The 17,841-nt window shown below is 49.1% G+C and carries 14 protein-coding genes and 1 riboswitch; of the genes, 8 read left to right on the top strand and 6 right to left on the bottom strand.

Annotated elements, in window-relative coordinates; all coding sequences use genetic code 11:
- Positions 1-12: 12 nt before the first annotated feature.
- The 4 genes from OSH01_RS09900 to lpxC all read left to right on the top strand — a co-directional run bounded on the left by OSH01_RS09900 (position 13) and on the right by lpxC (position 4,498).
- Positions 13-804 (top strand): cell division protein FtsQ/DivIB, encoded by a 792-nt coding sequence (locus tag OSH01_RS09900; protein WP_266123927.1) that lies wholly within the window; start codon positions 13-15, stop codon positions 802-804.
- Between the two features lie 4 nt (positions 805-808).
- Positions 809-2,035, top strand: coding sequence for a cell division protein FtsA (gene ftsA, locus OSH01_RS09895; protein ID WP_266123926.1), 1,227 nt, complete (start codon positions 809-811; stop codon positions 2,033-2,035).
- Between the two features lie 161 nt (positions 2,036-2,196).
- The gene (ftsZ, locus tag OSH01_RS09890; protein WP_266123925.1) at positions 2,197-3,363 is read left to right on the top strand and encodes a cell division protein FtsZ; all 1,167 of its coding nucleotides are present in this window, start codon (positions 2,197-2,199) and stop codon (positions 3,361-3,363) included.
- A gap of 211 nt (positions 3,364-3,574) precedes the next feature.
- The gene (gene lpxC, locus OSH01_RS09885) at positions 3,575-4,498 is read left to right on the top strand and encodes a UDP-3-O-acyl-N-acetylglucosamine deacetylase (RefSeq protein ID WP_266123924.1); all 924 of its coding nucleotides are present in this window, start codon (positions 3,575-3,577) and stop codon (positions 4,496-4,498) included.
- A 9-nt stretch (positions 4,499-4,507) separates the two neighbouring features.
- Here lpxC and OSH01_RS09880 read toward each other — a convergent pair whose 3' ends face one another.
- Positions 4,508-4,927, bottom strand: a complete 420-nt coding sequence (locus OSH01_RS09880; protein WP_266123923.1) for a DciA family protein — start codon at positions 4,925-4,927, stop codon at positions 4,508-4,510.
- 77 nt (positions 4,928-5,004) lie between these two features.
- On the opposite strand from OSH01_RS09880, the gene OSH01_RS09875 reads away from it, so the two are divergent.
- The 3 genes from OSH01_RS09875 (at position 5,005) to hdeA (ending at position 9,555) form a co-directional block, all read left to right on the top strand.
- Positions 5,005-5,961: a M23 family metallopeptidase gene (locus OSH01_RS09875; protein WP_266123922.1), complete on the top strand. Its 957-nt coding sequence runs from the start codon at positions 5,005-5,007 to the stop codon at positions 5,959-5,961.
- Positions 5,962-6,084: 123 nt separating this feature from the next.
- The gene (gene secA, locus OSH01_RS09870; protein ID WP_266123921.1) at positions 6,085-8,811 is read left to right on the top strand and encodes a preprotein translocase subunit SecA; all 2,727 of its coding nucleotides are present in this window, start codon (positions 6,085-6,087) and stop codon (positions 8,809-8,811) included.
- Positions 8,812-9,243: 432 nt separating this feature from the next.
- On the top strand, positions 9,244-9,555 hold the full coding sequence (gene hdeA, locus OSH01_RS09865) for an acid-activated periplasmic chaperone HdeA (RefSeq protein WP_266123920.1): 312 nt from the start codon (positions 9,244-9,246) through the stop codon (positions 9,553-9,555).
- Between the two features lie 147 nt (positions 9,556-9,702).
- Here hdeA and OSH01_RS09860 read toward each other — a convergent pair whose 3' ends face one another.
- From OSH01_RS09860 to OSH01_RS09845, 4 genes are all read right to left on the bottom strand, one after another.
- Entirely contained in the window at positions 9,703-11,103 is a 1,401-nt protein-coding gene (locus tag OSH01_RS09860; protein ID WP_266123919.1) for an amino acid permease, read from the bottom strand.
- A 485-nt stretch (positions 11,104-11,588) separates the two neighbouring features.
- Positions 11,589-11,678: riboswitch (glycine riboswitch) on the bottom strand.
- A 244-nt stretch (positions 11,679-11,922) separates the two neighbouring features.
- Entirely contained in the window at positions 11,923-13,404 is a 1,482-nt protein-coding gene (mgtE, locus tag OSH01_RS09855) for a magnesium transporter (RefSeq protein WP_266123918.1), read from the bottom strand.
- A gap of 22 nt (positions 13,405-13,426) precedes the next feature.
- Positions 13,427-13,774 (bottom strand): acyl-CoA thioesterase, encoded by a 348-nt coding sequence (locus OSH01_RS09850; protein ID WP_266123962.1) that lies wholly within the window; start codon positions 13,772-13,774, stop codon positions 13,427-13,429.
- A 145-nt stretch (positions 13,775-13,919) separates the two neighbouring features.
- Positions 13,920-15,125: a M20 aminoacylase family protein gene (locus OSH01_RS09845; RefSeq protein ID WP_266123917.1), complete on the bottom strand. Its 1,206-nt coding sequence runs from the start codon at positions 15,123-15,125 to the stop codon at positions 13,920-13,922.
- 102 nt (positions 15,126-15,227) lie between these two features.
- Between OSH01_RS09845 and OSH01_RS09840 the strand changes: the two genes are divergently transcribed.
- Positions 15,228-16,916 (top strand): AMP-binding protein, encoded by a 1,689-nt coding sequence (locus tag OSH01_RS09840; RefSeq protein WP_266123961.1) that lies wholly within the window; start codon positions 15,228-15,230, stop codon positions 16,914-16,916.
- On the opposite strand, the gene OSH01_RS09835 is transcribed toward OSH01_RS09840, so the two are convergent.
- Complete coding sequence (locus OSH01_RS09835; RefSeq protein WP_266123916.1) at positions 16,906-17,772, bottom strand: inositol monophosphatase family protein; 867 nt, start codon at positions 17,770-17,772, stop codon at positions 16,906-16,908. The genes OSH01_RS09840 and OSH01_RS09835 overlap by 11 nt on opposite strands.
- Positions 17,773-17,841: the final 69 nt, after the last annotated feature.

Raw genomic sequence — 17,841 nt, 5'->3', positions numbered from 1 at the left:
TGAGCAGTTGCTATGTTTACTGACGCCCGCCTAACCAATATGATTGCCAACGCGATAGCTTTACTGGCTGTTAGCGCTTTGGTAGTGGGTGTGCTGGTGTGGGTAGTGCGTCGACCTTACTTTACCATTCAGCGCATACAGATAGAAGCAGTGCAAGAGGGGCCCTTAGTGTTTGTCACCCCAGAAGGGGTGGCTGCGACGGTAGCAGGGCGTTTAGCAGGCAATTTTTTTACCTTGGATTTAAATAGCGCCAGAAAGCTGATCGAGTCCGCACCGTGGGTGCGCCGAGCTCAAATTCAACGAGTTTGGCCCAATGCGCTAACAGTACGTATCGAAGAGCAACAACCTCTGGCTTATTGGAATGAGAATGAAATGATTAACACTTGGGGCGAGGCTTTTAGTGCTAATCGTGCAGTCGTGCCTGACGAAGTCAGCTTGCCCCAGCTAAGTGGCCCCCCCTCGTCAGAGCGGTTGGTAGTGCAGCGCTATGCGGAATTGGCTCGTTGGTTTGCGCCGCTGGGCTTGCAGGTACAGGAAGTCAGTTTAAGCCCCCGCTACGCGTGGGATGTCAACCTTTCTGACGGAGTGCATTTAAATTTAGGGCGCGATCCGGGCGCTGATGTGGCCGATCTGCATGGGCGTCAAGGCGCTTTGCCTTTTGCCGCACGTATTGAAAGATTTGTTCAAGCTTGGCCGGCTTTAATGCAGCGTTTGGGCGACCGGACCTTGGCTAGTGCTGATTTACGTTATCCGAATGGGTTTGCAATTATGCTCACCCCGGTTCCTACTACTACTGTGAAGTAAATATATGACTCGTGACATCAAAGACCTCATCGTTGCTCTGGACATAGGCACCAGCAAAGTGGTGGCGGTGGTTGCGGAGATTCTGCCTGAGGGCCGTTTTGAAGTATTGGGTTTGGGGCAACATGAGTCCCAAGGTATGCGCAAGGGCGTAGTAGTCAATATTGAAAGTACGGTGAACTCGATACAACGAGCCTTAGAAGAGGCCGAATTAATGGCTGACTGCAAGATACGGGAGGTCTACACGGGAATTGCTGGCAGTCATATCACTAGCTTTAACTCAAGCGGCATGGTGGCAGTCAAGGATAAGGAAGTAACAGCTACCGACGTAATGCGAGTCATAGAAACGGCAAAGGCGGTCAACATCCCCACAGACCAACAGGTGCTGCATGTGCTTACGCAGGAATTCATCGTGGATTCTCAGGAAGACATACGCGAGCCCATAGGAATGAGCGGCTTACGTTTAGAGGTACGTGTTCATATTGTCACCGGGGCTGTCAGTGCAGCGCAAAACATTGTTAAATGCGTGCGTCGTTGCGGATTAGAAGTGCAAGACTTAATTTTGCAGCCCTTAGCATCCAGTTTGTCTTGTTTAACGAAAGATGAAAAAGAGCTAGGTGTGGTGTTGGTGGATATTGGTGGTGGTACTACAGATATAGCCATTTACACAGGAGGGGCGATACGTCACACGGCCGTGATCCCGATTGCAGGCGATCAGATCACCAGTGATATTGCTGCGATGTTGCGCACGCCCACACCCGATGCAGAGGAAATTAAGTTGCGGTTTGGTTTGGCTAAACAGGGCTTGGCACACACAGACGAAATGATCGAAGTGCCTGGCCTGGGTGACAGACCAAATCGCCAAGTGAAACGTCAGGCTCTAGGGGCGGTGATTGAGCCACGGGTGGAAGAACTGTTTACTTTCGTACAGCAAAGTTTACGAGAGTCAGGTTACGAGGACTTACTATCTTCCGGCGTAGTGTTAACCGGCGGGACAGCTATGTTGCCGGGCATTGTTGAGTTGGCAGAAGACGTGTTTTTAAAGCCAGTACGGGTAGCAGTTCCTAGCTATGAAGGCAGCTTAGCTGATGTGATGCACAATCCACGTTTTTCTACCGTTATGGGTTTATTGAGTGAAGCTCGTGTGCAGCATGCACGGGGACGTAAAGTAGCACAGCAAAAGGGCAGCGTTAAAAGTTTGCTGGCGCGTATGCGCGAATGGTTTATGAATTAAGAGCCAATCGGCTCTTAGAGATAGGTTTGATGGCCTATCTTGGAGACGCATCAAACGTTTTGCGAATCCACGGTTGGCGATGCGTTTGAGTCGATTCCAAACCAGCTTGAATCGGGAAGCAGTTTGGGACTTTACTAATGTAGTTTGTGTGGGAGTTAATCATGATGAACTTCGAAATGTTAGACACTAGCCGCAATGGCACAGTGATTAAAGTGGTAGGTGTTGGGGGAGCTGGCGGTAATGCAGTGATGCACATGATACGTTCTGGCGTTCAGGGCGTAGACTTTATTTGTGCAAATACGGATGCTCAAGCTCTAGCAAGCTCTGAAGCGCCTGTACAGATTCGTCTAGGACGCACTGGATTGGGAGCAGGAGCTAAGCCTGAACAAGGCCGTGCCGCCGCAGAAACAGCTCGTGAAGAAATTCGAGCTGCTCTAAATGGTGCCAATATGGTGTTTATTACAGCAGGCATGGGGGGAGGTACGGGTACAGGAGCAGGCCCGGTCGTGGCCGAAGTCGCCAAAGAATTAGGCATTCTCACCGTGGGTGTGGTGACTAAGCCGTTCGAATTTGAAGGCAATCGCCGCATGCGGATGGCTGAAGAAGGCATAGATGAGCTAAGCAAACATGTGCACTCGTTAATTGTTGTGCTGAATGAGAATCTGTACGACTTGATGGATGAAGATGCGACGCAATCTGACTGCTTTAAAGCAGCCGATGACGTGTTGCATAATGCTTGCGCTGGTATTGCCGAGATTATCAACGTGGAAGGAAACGTAAACGTTGACTTTGAAGACGTAAAAACTATTATGGGTGAGCAGGGTCAGGCCATGATGGGTACGGCGATCGCTGCAGGCGAAGATCGCGCCAGAGCTGCCGCCGAACGTGCTATTGCGTGCCCGTTGCTGGAAGGTGTGGATCTTCATGGTGCACGCGGCATGTTGGTAAATATCACTTCGAGTAAAACGCTGAAAATGCGCGAGACACGCGAGATTATGGACACCATACGTGGCTACGCTGCAGAAGATGCAACCGTTATCTTCGGTACGGCTTATGACGAGTCTATGGGCGATAGCTTACGAGTCACTGTCGTAGCAACGGGTTTGGGTCGCACTCAGGCGCGTCCTCAGCTCGTACAAAGTAATGCCGAAGTGTTACGCACAGGAACTGACGATAGCCCGTATGTCGCCCCGGATTTTAGCCATGCGGATGTACCGGCGGTGATTCGTAACCCTCGTAGCCAAGCATCAGCGCAAGTACGTGCCTTGGAAACGGCTGGTATGGATCATTTTGATATTCCTGCTTTCTTACGTAAGCAAGCAGATTAAGTTGGAAGGCGAAGCCCGAATCGCCTTTTGATGACTCACACACCAGGGGTTGGACGAAGTTTTTGTCCAACCCGCTGCTGCTTGCCGCAAACGTCGTAAATTTTACGCTCTAGGCACGCGTCTACAAAGCCTGACACTCTCTCGTAGTGCAAACCATTGAACGCGGTTACACTTATTATTCTGCAATATTGTTTTAGCAAGAAGAACAGCTATGCTACGCCAACGCACTATTAAAAGCGCTATCAGTACCAAAGGGGTAGGCCTGCACTCTGGTCGCCGGGTTGAGATTACCTTACGTCCTGCAGCACCCGACACCGGAATAGTCTTTCACCGTGTTGATATTCAACCACCTGTTGACCTGCCTGCTCAGGCCAGTTTAGTGGGCGGTACGCGTATGGCATCCGTATTACAAAAAGACAATGTGCGTGTCTCTACGGTAGAGCATTTAATGTCTGCGATAGCTGGTTTGGGTATTGATAATTTACACATTGATATTACTGCCGAAGAAGTACCCATCATGGATGGCAGTGCCGGTACGTTTGTGTATTTGCTAAGGTCAGCAGGCCTGCAAGAACAAGCGGTGGCGAAAAAGTTTATCCGAGTTTTAAAAACCATTGAGGTTTCGGAAGGCGAGGGGGATGATCTTAAGTGGGCGAGACTAGAGCCCTACGAAGGATTTGCCTTACAGTTTTCGATTGACTTCCAACACCCTGCAATTAATGCTACAGCCAATTTTGCTGAAGTTGATTTTGCCCAAGACTCTTACGTAAAAACCATTGCTCGTGCCCGCACTTTTGGCTTCGCTAGCGAGGTTGAGGCTTTGCGTGCTGCAGGTTTGGCGCGCGGTGGCAGTTTAGATAACGCTATTGTTATGGACGAATATCGAGTTCTTAACAGCGACGGATTACGTTACGAAGACGAGTTCGTAAAGCATAAAATTTTAGATGCTATTGGTGATCTGTATTTAATTGGCCATCCGTTAATTGCGCGCTATGTGGCGTGCAAGTCTGGTCATGGTTTGAATAACCAACTTGCGCGTACGCTATTGGCCGCGCAAGATAGCTGGGAATTTGTATCGTTTGAATCTGCTGCAGAAGCTCCACATGCTTACACCAGTGAGTGGAAATTTGCCTAATCCTTACGCTTAGCTACGATGGTTTTTTAATAAGCGGTCTATGGCTGCCGCCAGCGGCCCCGCTTGTACATGGGTAAGTAGCTCTTCAAAAGCGTTCAGCGCCTGTTCATCTAAACACTCTATATTACGTACAGACTCTTTTGTCGCTGCGACAAATAAATGAGCTTGTACCAGCACCAAAACTTCGGTAAGGTTCCAACCAGCTTGGTTCATGTGTCGAACGACAGTGGGCGCTAATTGCCGTAGCTTAGCCGCATGGGCAGCACTGGGAACTGCAAGCCACATTTGTTGTCTGTCAATACGAGCAACTTGACAAGCCCGGCCTAGAGCTGGAGGTAAAGCTTGTTCTACATAGGTTTGTGCCGTCTGAAGCTGACGTGCTGTTTCTAGTACCTGGGCGCCATGTGCATCCGCAGCTAGCCACCCCATGGCATGAGTGCCAGAGGTTTGAAAAAGGCTAGAGCGAGGTTTTGCAGGGGGCCGAGACATAATTTGGATGAGTAATAGTGAGGTTTTTACGTAAGCAACGGTCTCTTGATTCTACCGCCAAAGGCCCCTCTAAGGGGATACTGATCGCGGCTGCTTTACTTGCCTTAGGCGTATCGGCAGCAGCAGGGGCTTGGGTGCAATCGCATTTGGTGCCCACTGACCCAGTGTTAAGCCAAGGCTTGCTGGAGCATCAGGCTCGTATTGAGGCCACTTCTCGGGACAGTATTAATCATTTGGCCGAACGCATTGGCGTCATGCAGGCAAAGCTTATTGTTATGGACGGTTTAGGCAAACGAGTTGCTCAGTCTGCTGGGCTAGCTTACACCGACCCCGAGCTAATGGGAGCCCTAGAGCCCAGCGCCAGCGATGCCCCAGACGCCGCCGATAGCTTGATGACGGATAAGTTTTCCTGGGGTTCGGATACCTTAGGTGAAAAGCTGGATGCGTTAGCACAGCAGATGTCCGACCAAGAAGACTGGCTATCTATGCTGGACTCAGTGTTAACACAGCGTAGCGGTGCTGAGGCTTTATTGCCTAATTATCGCCCCATAGACTCCAGCGAGATGTCATCGGCTTTTGGCTGGCGGCGACACCCAGTAACAGGCCGGCATACCTTGCACGAGGGAGTCGACTTTCCTGCGCCAAGGGGAACGCCGATTTATGCTGCCTCCGGCGGTGTTGTGACCGAGGCGCGCTATGTACCTGGGTATGGCAAGATGGTGGAGGTTAATCATGGTAACGGTCTCGTTACACGGTATGCCCACGCCTCTTCAATTATTACTAAATTGGGAGACGTGGTTGAGAAAGGTCAAATGATTGCGCGAGTGGGTTCCACGGGCCAGTCTACCGGCGCACACTTGCATTTCGAAGTGCGAATGGCCGGTCAAGCATTGGATCCTTTGGTGTTTTTGGCCGACCGAGCCCCTGAAGAAAGACGTTATGCGCAATTGAACAGCACAGATTCACAAAAATAACGCACATGTGCGTTAAACTGTATTGTTAGCTTGCGCTTCCCTTTAACCTCTATGGATAGGAAATGGGGTATCGTTGCAAGTATTCGTATTCCTGCAGTCCGGTCCCTCATAGACGATACAAGAATGGTTTCTTTGCTGAAAAAGCTTATAGGCAGTCGCAATGATCGATTGCTCAAACAGTACCGTAAGATGGTTGAGCGCATTAACGCGCTAGAGCCAGAAATAAAGCAATACACTGACGAGCAGTTTGCTGCTGCTACGCTTGAATTGCGCGAGGCTTATCAACAGGGTAAGTCCCTCGACAGCCTGTTACCCAAAGCCTTTGCCATTGTGCGTGAAGCCAGTGTGCGTGTGTTTGGTATGCGTCACTTCGATGTGCAGATGTTAGGCTCTATAGCGCTGCATAACGGAAAAATTGCTGAAATGCGCACCGGTGAGGGTAAAACCTTAATGGCCACGCTGGCCGTCTATCTCAATGCACTGACGGGCAAAGGTGTGCATGTGATTACGGTGAACGATTACTTAGCACGTCGCGATGCCGAGTGGATGGGGCGCCTGTATAACTTCTTAGGAATGAGTGTAGGGGTAGTGGTCCCTCAGCAAGATAATGCCGAGAAAATCGCCGCGTATCAGGCTGACATTACTTACGGTACCAATAACGAATTTGGTTTCGACTACTTACGCGATAATATGGAATATCGCGCTGAGGACCGTCGTCAGCGTGGTTTGCACTTTGCTATCGTCGACGAGGTAGACTCCATCCTGATCGACGAGGCACGCACTCCGCTCATTATTTCCGGCCAAGCCGAAGACAATACCGAGCTTTACATTCGTATGAATGTTTTACCGCCTATGCTGACACGCATGAGCGAAGAGCCACGCCCACAAGAGCCTGAGCCTGAAGGCGACTATTGGGTTGATGAAAAAAATCAGCAAGTACATATTTCAGAAGCTGGTCATGTGAATGCCGAGCGTATTCTGGCTGAGCTAGGATTATTGCCTGAAGGCGAGTCCTTGTACGATTCGCGTCATATATCATTAATGCACCATCTCATGTTGGCATTGCGGGCACATAATTTGTTTTTCCGCGATCAGCAGTATGTGGTACAAGATGATGAAATCGTCATTGTGGATGAGTTCACTGGGCGTTTGATGAGTGGTCGCCGTTGGTCGGATGGCTTGCATCAAGCGGTGGAGGCTAAAGAAGGGGTCCGTATACAAAACGAGAACCAAACCTTGGCTTCTATTACTTTCCAGAACTTCTTCCGTATGTACGAGAAGCTGGCAGGTATGACGGGTACCGCGGATACTGAGGCTTATGAGTTCCAAGAAATTTATAGTCTAGAAACCGTTATTATTCCCACTAATCGCCCGATGCAGCGTCTTGATCAAAATGATCAGGTATTTAAAACAGACGCTGAAAAATTCCACGCGATTATTAACGATATTAAAGATTGCCATGAGCGCGGCCAACCGGTACTGGTCGGCACGACAAGTATTGAGAATTCCGAGCTCATCTCGAATCGCTTAAAAGAGTACAAACTGCCGCACGAAGTGCTGAATGCTAAGCAGCATGCACGCGAAGCAGATATCGTGGCCGAGGCCGGTAAGCCAGGGCATATCACGATCGCTACTAATATGGCTGGACGAGGAACGGATATCGTATTGGGGGGGAGTATTGCTCGTCAGGTGGCAGAGATTCAAACCAACCCCGACCTGAGTGAGCAGGAAAAACAGCAGCAGCTAGAGGCTATTCGCGCAGAGTGGCTGCCTGTTAATGAACAAGTTAAGCAGGCTGGTGGCTTGCGTATTATCGGTACAGAACGGCATGAGTCGCGTCGAATCGATAATCAATTGCGCGGTCGTGCAGGGCGTCAGGGCGATCCAGGCTCGTCAAGATTCTATCTTTCCCTAGATGATTCGCTTATGCGTATTTTTGCTGGGGATCGAGTGCGAGCGATAATGGAGCGTTTGCGTTTGCCTGAGAATGAGCCCATCGAAGCTCGTATGGTTACGCGATCCATCGAGTCGGCTCAGCGTAAGGTCGAGGCTCGTAACTTTGATATTCGCAAGCAACTACTTGAGTATGATGACGTCGCTAACGATCAGCGTAAGGTGATTTATGCTCAGCGTAACGAGGTCTTGGAATCGTCAGATATTAGCGAAACTATCGCTAGCTTGCGTGTGGCAGCGATTACTCGTATGTTTCGCGACTTTGTGCCAGAAGAGTCTATGGAAGAGCAATGGGATATTGCTGGCTTGACGGCTACGCTTGAGTCTACCTATCAAATCAGTATGCCTTTGGCAGAGATCCTAGAGAACGAGACCAATGTTACAGAAGAAGATTTACTTGAACGAGTCTTAGAGCAGTCACGGGTGCAACTTGAGGAAAAAATTCAAACAGTAGGGCAACCAAACTGGAGCAATTTTGAGCGGGCTATTATGCTGCAATCGATAGATATGCAGTGGCGCTCTCATTTGCTGTCTTTGGATCATTTACGCCAAGGTATTCACTTGCGTGGTTATGCGCAGAAAGATCCCAAGCAGGAATATAAGCGCGAAGCATTTGCCCTATTCTCTGATTTGCTAGACCGTATTTGTGATGAGGTTGTACGTGTATTGATGACAGTACGCATCCAAAGTCCTGAAGCGGCAGAGCAAATCGAGCAAGAAAAACCTGTGATGGAAAACGTGCGTTTTCATCACTCTGATTATGATGCAGCATTAAGTGGTGAGGATCCTGGTATTGATGAACTACCAGTAGACGAAGTACCTCGTGTTGGACGTAATGATGCATGCCCTTGTGGTAGCGGTAAAAAATATAAGCATTGTCATGGCCGCATAAATTAAGCCGCTGTTCTTTTTCGGCAGTGCTTGATTATTAAAGCTTAAGTTCGATAAAGCTCCGAACTTAAGCTTTTTTTCTTATCGCTCGTGTTGTTGTATGGGTAAAAGTGGCGGTAAGTTGGTCTATATCAATTCCCTTTCTTGGGCGACGCTAACGGTTGCATGTATGTGCTTTACGTATAGCTTGTATTCAGGGGTGTTGGTTTCTGCATACATTAAGGGGTTTTAGCATCAAGGTTTATCTCTAAAGTGCTATCCTGTTAATGGTTTTTTGTTTTAAAAAGATCGAAAAAGGCTCGACGAGGAACCTCTTTCAGATAATGTTTGCACCTCGTTGTGGTTTTGATATGAGCGTCAACTGACCCGGAGTGTTCGCTCCACGCTTACGGGGGGTAATAATTGGAGCACTTAGTTGAAATCAAATAAGGACGTGAAATGAAAAAAAACGCTATTTTGATCGGAACTCTGTTAAGCGCATCTTTTTTCGTTGGTGGTGCTCACGCTCAAGAGGCAAAGTCTGAGCCATTTTGGCTTTGTAGCGATTACCTCGCTGCAGACACCCAATTACAGCCAGTTGCCATAGGTTATGCAGAGGCTTTGAACCGTATTGACCAGACACAAACTACAGTACTGGACGTGGAGGGAATTGTTAAAGTCACCCCAGTGGTACATGAGTATTGCAAAGAGAATCCCAAGGTTGCTCTACGCGATGCGCTAAAGCAATCTTGGGGCACTATTAAGCCCTAATGGACTGTGGTGGCTCGTAGGTGGTTAAGGCCGTCTCTTCAGCCAACGTGTATGATGCGTAAATCAAACGGCTGTGGAAAAAGGGGCTTAGAACACTTTTTAGTGCTTAGCCCCTTTTTTAATGATTATTGATCAGGCAACAGTTGCCTAAGTATTTACTTTGTTGCGGAGGCCAAATTGGTTACGCAAACGTTTTTTATAGTAAGGTAGACATAAAAGTAAGGCTAAGAACCAAAAGGGTGTGGCCATTAGGCCAATTAAGGTTTCTTCTTCTTGGCTGAATAGATAGATAGCGAAGGCAAAAAATACTAATGTCGCATAGCACATAGGGATAGCGAACGGCATTTTATATTTCGAGTTTGCATGCGCTTGAGGCAGTATCTTACGGTACTTCAGATACGAAATAACAATTACTGCCCATACAAAAATAAAGCAAATGCTGGCCACTGTCGTCACGATAGTGAACACGCGCATAACATCCCCTTCTGCATACAGTAAAAAGACGCCACATAGCAGTAATGAGCAGGAGTAAATGAGGCCTTTACAGGGTGTGCCACTGCGTGACAGTTCACCAAACGACTTAGGCGCAAGTTTATTTTGCGATAAGCCATACAGCATGCGTCCGGTAGAGAACATACCGCTATTGGCGGAGGATAAGGCAGAGGTGAGCACCACAAAGTTAATAATCGTGGCGGCTGCCCCTATACCTATTAATAGGAACATGTTTACAAAGGGGCTCTTGTCGGGAGCCACCATATCCCACGGGGTCACCGTCATGATTGCGGTTAACGCGAAAACATAAAATATAATAACTCGTACGGGAATTTTATTAATGGCTTTGGGGAGGTTTGTTTCAGGGTCTGCGGTTTCTGCGGAGGCTGTACCCACCAATTCAATGCCTACAAAAGCAAAAATCGCGATTTGAAAAGCAGCGAAGAAACCGTTGAGTCCATTGGGAAAGACGCCTCCGCGATCCCATAAGTGCGTAAGGCTAGCCGTTTCGCCAGTGGGTCCCACAAAATCCGTCGCCAGTAGGTAGGCGCCCATAGCAATCAAAGCAATAATGGCTACTATTTTTATTAGGGCAAACCAGAACTCAAGCTCCCCGAAGAGTTTTGCGGAGAGCAGGTTAAAGACCATTAAAAAGATAATGCAGGCAATGCCAGGTAGCCACAGGGGAATATCTGGCCACCAAAACTGGGTGTAACCGGTAATGGCAACCACATCGGCTATGCCTATCACTATCCAGCAGAACCAGTATGTCCAACCCAAGAAGTACCCCACAGTGGGCCCTAGAATGTCCGCAGCAAAGTCTACAAAGGATTTGTATTCTAGGTTATGCAGTAGCAATTCTCCCATTGCGCGCATCACAAAAAAGAGAAATAGACCGATGATCATGTAGGTAAATAAGACCGAAGGTCCAGCTAAACTAATGGTGCGACCTGAGCCCATAAATAGCCCGGTACCAATAGCTCCTCCAATGGCAATTAGCTGCAGATGCCGATTTTTTAGCGAGCGTTGCAGTCCTGGTGAGTGTTCTTGAGACACACGTTTCTCCTTGGTTTTCGTCCAAATATTAGGTGTAACACTGTTGTTAACAGCAAAAAGGTACAAACCGCCCTGCAAAAACGGTGCATACCAAATAATTAAATTAGGTGAGCTATTTAAGTAGTTGCATGGTGCGGAAGGAGTGTATTTAAACCCTTTTTAATGGGATATATGTCACGACTTCAGCACTTGCTTGATAGGATATTCTTAGCGCATTTTGCGCCCATATAACCTTGTGATAGGTGTGGGACGAGAGCAGCGCAATGTTGAGCTATTGATAAAGTTATCAATGGAATTTAACGTGTAGCCGTTGCGGCTAATGATAGTAGGCGGCGTAGCTAATCATCGCAGGCTCTCCGTGCAGCAGTAAGGTAGACAACGCCCATGTAAGCGTCGTACCCCATCTGTCCTTGGACCTGAGAGCTTATCCATAGTGTGTTGCTATGGTCCCCTTCGGTGGGCATACATGCCTCTCTCCAGATTGTCACGGTATTAGGATTCTTTTGCCTGAGAGATTCCGGGGTGGTTGCTCCGTCGGCGCTTCATGAGTGAGAAGACTCTCACCTAAACCGTTAGTGACAGAGCTATTGTATAGGCAAGCAAAAAAGGTTTTCTACTAGCGTTAACCTGTAGAGATAGAAAAAAATACGCTTTTTGTACGATAGGTAATGAAATAAATATATATAGTGTTAAACAAATCAAGAATAAGTGAATAAGGATTACCTAATTATCAGGAGTTACGCGATTAAAAGCGAACGTAAAACGTAATGTTGTTAGGCGTCGTGGTCACGATAGTATGATGCCGTAAAAGTACTCTTCTTATAAAAGAAAAACGGTGGCTAGCCCCAAGAAAAGTAGAAAACCTAAGGAATCGGTGGCAAAAGTGAGTAACACCGACGAGCCCACAGCGGGGTCATTGCCAAAACGGTCACGTAGGATGGGGATAAGAACACCAAGCGCAGCCCCGATAAGCATATTGCCTATCATGGCGGCCATCATTACCGCTGCTATAGCAACTGAACCAGAGATAAACCACGCAAAGGTGGCAGTAACTAAACTGCCACATGCACCCACTAAAAAGGTGACAAGCAGTTCGCGCTTGATGAGGGGGATGACGTTGCTCCCGGTGACCCTGCCTGTAGCCATGGCGCGAATGATCATGGTCATTGTTTGATTACCCGAGTTGCCGCCTATACCGGCTACGATAGACATCAGGAAAGCTAAAATAACGATATGGCTTACCGTGTCTTCAAAGCGAGAGGCAATAAACGAAGCGGTGGCGGCTGTGCATAGGTTAATAAGCAACCAAGGAGCACGGTTTCGTATAGCCGTTTTTACTGGCGAAAAAATATCTTCCTCTTGGAGTCCGGCGCGTGAGAGGGCTTGTTCTTGAGAGTCCTCTTGTAGTACGTCAACCACTTCGTCGATGGTAACTCGGCCTACGAGTCGTCCCAAATCGTCGATGACGGGTGCAGAGACTAAGTCATAGCGCTCGAATGCGCTGGCAGCATCAGAATCGGAGTCAAGAGGGTTAAGGCTTAAATAATCCGTAGACATGACTTCAGACACCAGTTTTTCAGGTTCTGATACAAGTAGACGGGTGACAGATAAAACACCTTGTAGTCTGTCGGTACGGTCTACAACAAAAATTTGGTCAGTATGGTCAGGTAACTCTTGGAGGCGGCGTAGGTAGCGTAATACTACTTCTAGAGTGACGTCTTCGCGTACCCGCACCATATCGAAGTCCATTAGGGCACCAACGGTATCTTCCGGGTAACCCATTGCTTCGACCAGTTGCGCTCGCTCTTCCTCGGTGAGACCCCGCTGTACTGCGGCTATTACCTCAGGCGGTAGGTCGGGAACCAGATCTGCTATTTCGTCGGCGTCCATATTGCCGGCGGCGGCGATAAGCTCGTCGGCTTCCATAGACTTAATGAGCGACTCGCGCGCCCAGTCTTCAACTTCTAGCAGTACGTCGGCATCGTGTTCAGCGTCTACTAGTTGCCAGACTGCCCGCCTATCTTGCTCGGGTAAGGATTCAAGGATGAAGGCGATGTCGGCCGGATGCAAACTATTGATGAGGGTTTGAATTTCGGCTTCATGCTGCCTATGCATGAGTCCTTCCAGCAAGGTAGAGCGGTCGGTGTCCTCGACTTGCCGCTCGGTCAAGGAGGTGACTACCTCTTGGCGTTTGAGTATGTGCTGCAGGCGTTGTAATGCTTGCTGCGCATCCTCTCGATCTAAACGGCGCTGCGAGGAGCTGCTTTTTTCCATGGCTTTGTTAGTTTTATGTTCCTGCATAGGCCTATCACAATAATTGGTTTTACCCTACCGTGGGCAGGGGGCGGCTATTGCGTTCATCATCTGTTGCCACGTAGGTTAAGGTGGCCTCGGTTACCTTGATGACCTCAATTTGTAGTCGCTTACGCTCAGCGTAGACTTCCACTTCAACAGTAATAGACGTGCGGCCTGTTTTGGTGATCGTGGCGTAAAAACTGAGTAAATCACCGACAAACACAGGATGCTTAAAGGTGAAAGCATTCACCGCGACGGTAGCGACCCGCCCTTGCGCACGACGGGTGGCAGGAATGGCGCCGGCAATATCTACCTGAGCCATAATCCAGCCCCCAAACACATCGCCATGGATATTAGCATCGGCTGGCATAGGCATGACGCGTAATGCTAGATTTTGATGCTGTGAGGGCAGGGTATTGGAGGTAAGGTCGGAGTTCAAAAGTGTTCCAGTAAGTAAGACGAGAATAGGGCTAGCAATGCCTTCATTGTAATCGCTGAACTATAACGTATATATGACTTTATCAAGCCTTAGGGTGTTGAGCTAACCAGTCAAGCGCCAGACGCACCCAATAGGTGACACCAATGGGTAAAAGGGCATCGTTGAAGTCGTAGCTACCGTTATGTAACGTGCACGGGCCTAGGCCGTGCCCGGCGCTACGGTGATCCCCGTCGCCATTGCCTAACCAGACATAGCAGCCCGGTACTTCTAGAAGCATAAAGGAAAAATCTTCTGCGCCCATGCTTGGGCGGAGGTTGCGATGCAGATACTCTGCGCCAAATTGTTTCTCGATGACTTGTGTGCAGAATTCGGTTTCTCTTGGGTGATTGATCGTTGGGGGGTAGCGTCGGTCGAACTCAAACTCAACGTCGCACTGAAAAGCGGCTGCCGTGTTTTCGCTCAGCTCGCGCATGCGGTTCTCAATTAAGTCGAGCGCCTCTAGGGAAAAGGTGCGTACTGTGCCGCGCAGGATGGCCTCGTTAGGAATGACGTTATCCGCTGAGCCCGAGTGTATTTGAGTGATGCTAAGTACGGCAGGCTCTAGAGGGTCAAGATTACGACTTACAATGGTTTGCATACTTTGCGCTAGCTGCACGGCCGTCATGACGGGGTCTACGCCTAAATTTGGCATGCCAGCGTGAGCGCCTTTACCGACGAGCCGCACTTGAAAAGAGTTGCTCGAAGCCATCATGGCGCCGGGCATAACGGCAAACGAGCCGACAGGCAGGCCGGGCCAGTTATGCAGCCCAAAGACGGCTTGCATAGGGAATAGTTTAAATAGGCCATCTTCGATCATTTTTCGAGCCCCGGCATGTCCTTCTTCGGCGGGCTGAAAAATTAAGTAAATGGTGCCAGCAAAGTTTCTGTGGCTAGCTAAATAACGTGCTGCCCCCAAAAGCATGGCCGTGTGACCATCGTGACCACAGGCATGCATTTTTCCCGCGTGGCGACTTTTATGCTCGAAGTCGTTTAGCTCTTGCATGGGTAAAGCGTCCATGTCTGCACGTAGTCCTACAGCGGGACCCGTACCGCATTCGCCGCGGATAATGCCCACCACCCCCGTTATGCCTAAGCCACGGTGCGTCTCCACGCCCCAAGATTGTAAAAGCTGGTTTACTTTTTCAGCTGTTCGGTGTTCTTCGTAAGACAGTTCTGGATGAGCGTGTAGGTCGCGACGCACGATTTGAATTTCATCTGTCCACGTCATGATGGTGTCGAGCAGTTTCATGGTGGTATCCTGTTTCTAGAAATGGCTAATACACGAGTATTAGTAAGACTTGTATTATCTAAACATACATCTTGCGTTTTGAGGGGACAACGATTGAGACAAATATCTAAACCCTGGTTACAGCACTATCCTGCCGAGGTGGCGCATGACATAGTGCAAGACCCGAAGCAAACCCTAACCGGCGTACTAAATCAAGCGGTCACTCGCTTTGCAAAGCAGCCAGCGCTTGAGTTCATGGGTAAGACCTTAACGTATGCCGAATTAGACCGCTATGCAAATTATGTGGCGGCTTGGCTGCAAGCCTCTGGCCTGCCCAAAGGGAGTCGGGTAGCGTTAATGTTGCCCAATGGCTTTCCTTATATGTTGAGCCTATTAGCGGTTCTGCGTAGTGGTATGGTGGTGGTTAACGTTAATCCTCAATATACCGAAAGGGAACTGGAATATCAGCTACAAGACAGCGGTGCAGTAGCAATTTTTATAATGGAAAATTTTGCCCATGTGCTTGCCCAAGTCCCTAAACAGATTCAACCCAAGCATGTGGTTATCACGCGCTTAGGGGATCTGATGGGGTTGAAAGGGGGAGTGCTTAATTTGGCCGTGCGTTACTTGAAGCGTATGGTGCCAGCCTACGACCTGCCGCATAGTCTGTATTTTAGTCAGGTCGTTAAATTGGGTAGCGCCCTACCTTGTCAAACACATCAAGCTCAAGCCGATGATTTAGCTGTATTGCAATACACAGGGGGAACCACAGGGCGTCCTAAAGGGGCAATGTTGAGTCAGCGTAATTTGCTAGCTAATGTGCTGCAAATTGAGGAGTTTGCTAAGCCTGCATTGGGTAATGTGCGTGAGCAGGCGTATGTGATGTTTGCGGCCTTGCCTTTGTACCATGTGTTTGCGTTAACGGTGTGTGGCTTGTTCGGCTTGGTAGCTGGAATGCGTATCGTACTGGTGATGAACCCTCGCGATCTTTCCAGTGTGAGTAAAGCATGGGCGGACTGTCCACCGCATATCGTGCCAGGGGTCAATACCTTATTTAATGCCTTAGCAAACACTCCGGCTTTTCAAGGATTGCCATTTTCCCAGTTGCGTCTTTGTTTGGCTGGAGGAGCTGCTTTGCAAAGTAAAGTGGCGGCGCATTGGCTCACTCTGACGGGCAGTGCGTTGATTGAAGGGTACGGCCTGACTGAAACCTCTCCGGTAGTAGCGGTAAATACGGCGGATTCTATCGAGTTTAGCGGCACGATAGGGTTTCCTTTACCGTCCACTGATGTGGTGTTGATTAATGATCAGGACCAAGCAGTTGACTGGGGTGAACAAGGAGAGTTAGCCGTTAAAGGCCCTCAGGTGATGTCGGCCTATTGGCAACAAGACGCAGAGACACAAAAGTCGTTTACGACCGATGGTTATTTTAAAACCGGTGACATCGGGGTGATGGATGAGCTAGGGCGAATTCGTATCGTAGATCGTAAAAAAGATATGATACTGGTGTCAGGGTTTAATGTTTATCCCAACGAGGTAGAAGAGGTCTTGGTCAGCCATCCAGGCGTATTGGAGGCCGCAGTGGTGGGAGTTCCAGATGAGCAGTTGGGTGAGCTCATCCAAGCTTATGTGGTTTTGCGAGACAGCAGTGTGAGCGAGGATGATTTGCGGCAGTGGTGCCGGGAGCGTTTAACGGCCTATAAACGTCCACGGCAATATCAGTTTCGTACCGAGTTACCCAAAAGCAATGTCGGTAAAATCTTGCGTCGCGTATTACGTGATGAGCTAAATACCCCGACAGTTAAGGAGTAACTGTGGTGGTTGGCTTAGTGGTTAAATAAGGTTTTAACATGGCGTGTAGTTGCGGAGCGATGGCCCGATTGGCTGCGTATAGATAGCCGCCACTCGGCCAAGCTTCGCGTTGATATAGGTCCTCACAGAGGCCTTGCGCCTCACGCACCAGCAAGGTGCCAGCGGCTACGTCCCAAGGTGCCAGTCCCATCTCCCAATAGCCATCATAACGTCCACATGCCACCCAGGCTAAATCGAGGGCTGCGGCCCCCATGCGGCGTATGCCACGCGTTTGTAGTAGGGCTTGCTCTAAGCCTGGCATATATTGGGCGCTAAAGCTGAAGTCTCGAAACGGTAAGCCGGTTGCAAGCAGGCTGTCTTGTAGTGTTGTGCTAGCAGAGCATTGAATGCGCACCCCGTTTAACCATGCGCCTACACCGTACACAGCGGTAAAAAGCTCATTCCGGCATGGATCGTAAACTACCCCTATGATGGGGGTATCGTCAGCTAGGGTCGTGTGGTCCATTTGGGTACCCGCTGGAGCGACGAGGGCTATGGACACAGCATAATGAGGAATGCCATGCAAAAAGTTGGTCGTGCCGTCTAGAGGGTCTATCACCCAGTTGCCGAGCTCTTTGCGTTGTCCTCCACTTTCCTCAGCAATAATGCCTATTTCGGGGCAACGCTCTTGGAGCAGATTGATGCAAGCATTTTCTGCTTCGCGGTCTGCTTGCGACACTAGGTCATTACGCATTTTGGTGTCGATAACCAGTTCACCACGCTTGCTTGCATAACCTTGTAAAATAGACGCAGCAGCATGTGCTGCGGTAACAGCTGCTTCCAGATAAGCACTTAAGGGCATACGAGATAATGGCATGGGTCAGACTCGATTAAAATGTGACGAATTCGTTATTGTAATGGACTCCTGTGACAGGCAAGAAATGGC

Origin of the sequence: Alcaligenes endophyticus (assembly GCF_026344035.1) — a bacterium.
Taxonomy (GTDB): Bacteria; Pseudomonadota; Gammaproteobacteria; order Burkholderiales; family Burkholderiaceae_B; genus Alcaligenes; species Alcaligenes endophyticus.
The sequence above is the reverse complement of the archived record's forward strand: the minus strand, read 5'-3'. Positions and strand labels throughout refer to the sequence as shown.

Excerpts from the sequence above, each read along its gene's own strand:
- hdeA (WP_266123920.1), top strand. The coding sequence starts at position 9,244 with ATGAAAAAAAACGCTATTTTGATCGGAACTCTGTTAAGCGCATCTTTT.
- mgtE (WP_266123918.1), bottom strand. The coding sequence starts at position 13,404 with ATGCAGGAACATAAAACTAACAAAGCCATGGAAAAAAGCAGCTCCTCG.
- ftsZ (WP_266123925.1), top strand. The coding sequence starts at position 2,197 with ATGATGAACTTCGAAATGTTAGACACTAGCCGCAATGGCACAGTGATT.
- OSH01_RS09850 (WP_266123962.1), bottom strand. The coding sequence starts at position 13,774 with ATGCCTATGCCAGCCGATGCTAATATCCATGGCGATGTGTTTGGGGGC.
- OSH01_RS09880 (WP_266123923.1), bottom strand. The coding sequence starts at position 4,927 with ATGGGGTGGCTAGCTGCGGATGCACATGGCGCCCAGGTACTAGAAACA.
- OSH01_RS09835 (WP_266123916.1), bottom strand. The coding sequence starts at position 17,772 with ATGCCATTATCTCGTATGCCCTTAAGTGCTTATCTGGAAGCAGCTGTT.
- secA (WP_266123921.1), top strand. The coding sequence starts at position 6,085 with ATGGTTTCTTTGCTGAAAAAGCTTATAGGCAGTCGCAATGATCGATTG.
- OSH01_RS09845 (WP_266123917.1), bottom strand. The coding sequence starts at position 15,125 with ATGAAACTGCTCGACACCATCATGACGTGGACAGATGAAATTCAAATC.
- ftsA (WP_266123926.1), top strand. The coding sequence starts at position 809 with ATGACTCGTGACATCAAAGACCTCATCGTTGCTCTGGACATAGGCACC.
- lpxC (WP_266123924.1), top strand. The coding sequence starts at position 3,575 with ATGCTACGCCAACGCACTATTAAAAGCGCTATCAGTACCAAAGGGGTA.
- OSH01_RS09900 (WP_266123927.1), top strand. The coding sequence starts at position 13 with ATGTTTACTGACGCCCGCCTAACCAATATGATTGCCAACGCGATAGCT.